This window comes from Roseibium sp. RKSG952, from assembly GCF_009711355.1.
In genome coordinates, this window is the sequence record NZ_SMMF01000874.1 from 16,270 (window position 1) to 17,839 (window position 1,570).

Annotated in this window: 3 protein-coding genes; all 3 read left to right on the top strand. The window is 57.5% G+C overall.

From position 1 onward, the window contains the following. Positions 1-205 (top strand): nucleoside monophosphate kinase (locus E1297_RS49130; RefSeq protein ID WP_196223293.1); only part of this gene is annotated, 205 nt, incomplete at its 5' end. A 183-nt stretch (positions 206-388) separates the two neighbouring features. After that, on the top strand, positions 389-673 hold the full coding sequence (locus tag E1297_RS12685; RefSeq protein WP_155138626.1) for a DUF4212 domain-containing protein: 285 nt from the start codon (positions 389-391) through the stop codon (positions 671-673). A gap of 5 nt (positions 674-678) precedes the next feature. Then, positions 679-1,570: VC_2705 family sodium/solute symporter (locus tag E1297_RS12690; RefSeq protein ID WP_196223294.1), on the top strand; the 892-nt coding region annotated here is incomplete at its 3' end.

The following is a 1,570-nucleotide window of genomic DNA, read 5'->3' on the forward strand; positions in this document are numbered from 1 at the left end:
CAAGTGTGGCAGCACAGAGTTCAAGCGCCGAGCCGATGACAACGCCGAGACAGTTGCATCGCGTCTGGCGGCCTATCACGCGCAGACCGCGCCGCTGATTACTTACTACCAAGATCATGGGGTTCTGAAAGGCCTGAACGCCATGGGCAATATCAACGACATCGCAGGCAATCTGGAAAGGATCGTCAACGACGCGATGAACTAAGGGAAGTCGGCCCGCCCTGAACAAGGGCCGAATTCCTAAAGAATACTTCAATGGACCCGCCTTGGCGGACCGGAGAAGTCTTGCCTGATGCCACGCGGGTATTCGGCATATCAAAAAGCGGCCCTGCGCGCTGGAGGAAATGGACAAAGGGTCGCCCAAGGAGGAAGCAAGGAGGAACCCGCAATGGCGGATCAATCAACAAACTCCGCGCAGACTGCCGAGTCCGATAAGGGCTATTGGCAGGCCAACCTGCGCCTTATCGTCATCAGCCTGATCATCTGGGCGCTGGTGTCATTTGGATTCGGCATCCTGCTGCGTCCGCTGCTGTCAGGTATCCCCGTAGGCGGCACTGATCTGGGCTTTTGGTTCGCCCAGCAGGGATCGATTCTGGTCTTTCTGGTGCTGATCTTCAACTACGCCTGGCGCATGAACAAGCTGGACGCTGAATACGGCGTGGACGAGGAGTAAGCGGAATGGACCAGTTTACAATCAACCTGCTGTTTGTGGGCGCGTCCTTTGCGCTATACATCGGCATCGCGATCTGGGCCCGCGCGGGTTCCACATCGGAATTCTACGCCGCCGGGCGCGGCGTTCACCCGGTCACCAACGGCATGGCGACAGCGGCGGACTGGATGTCTGCGGCCTCGTTCATCTCGATGGCTGGCCTCATCGCCTTTACCGGCTATGACAACAGCTCGTTCCTGATGGGCTGGACCGGTGGCTACGTTCTGCTGGCACTGCTGCTTGCCCCTTACCTGCGTAAGTTTGGCAAATTCACGGTATCAGAGTTCATTGGCGACCGTTTTTACAGTCAGACCGCGCGCATCGTTGCGGTAATCTGCCTGATCGTAGCTTCCGTGACCTACGTGATCGGCCAGATGACCGGCGTTGGCGTGGCCTTTGGCCGCTTCCTCGAAGTGTCAAACACCACAGGGTTGTTGATTGGTGCAGGCGTTGTGTTTGCCTACGCGGTGTTTGGCGGGATGAAGGGCGTGACCTATACTCAGGTCGCTCAGTACTGCGTACTGATCACCGCCTATACTATCCCGGCCATTTTCATCTCGTTGCAGCTGACAGGTAATCCAATTCCTGCTCTGGGTCTGTTCGGTGATACTGCCGGCGGTGAGCCACTGCTGACCAAACTGGACGCCATCGTGACCGAGCTGGGCTTCAACGACTACACTGCCCATCATTCGAATACGCTGAACATGGTGTTGTTTACGCTGTCGCTGATGATCGGTACCGCCGGTCTGCCGCACGTAATCATGCGCTTCTTCACCGTACCGAAAGTATCTGACGCACGTTGGTCCGCTGGCTGGGCGCTGGTCTTCATCGCGCTGCTGTATCTGACCGCACCTGCGGTTG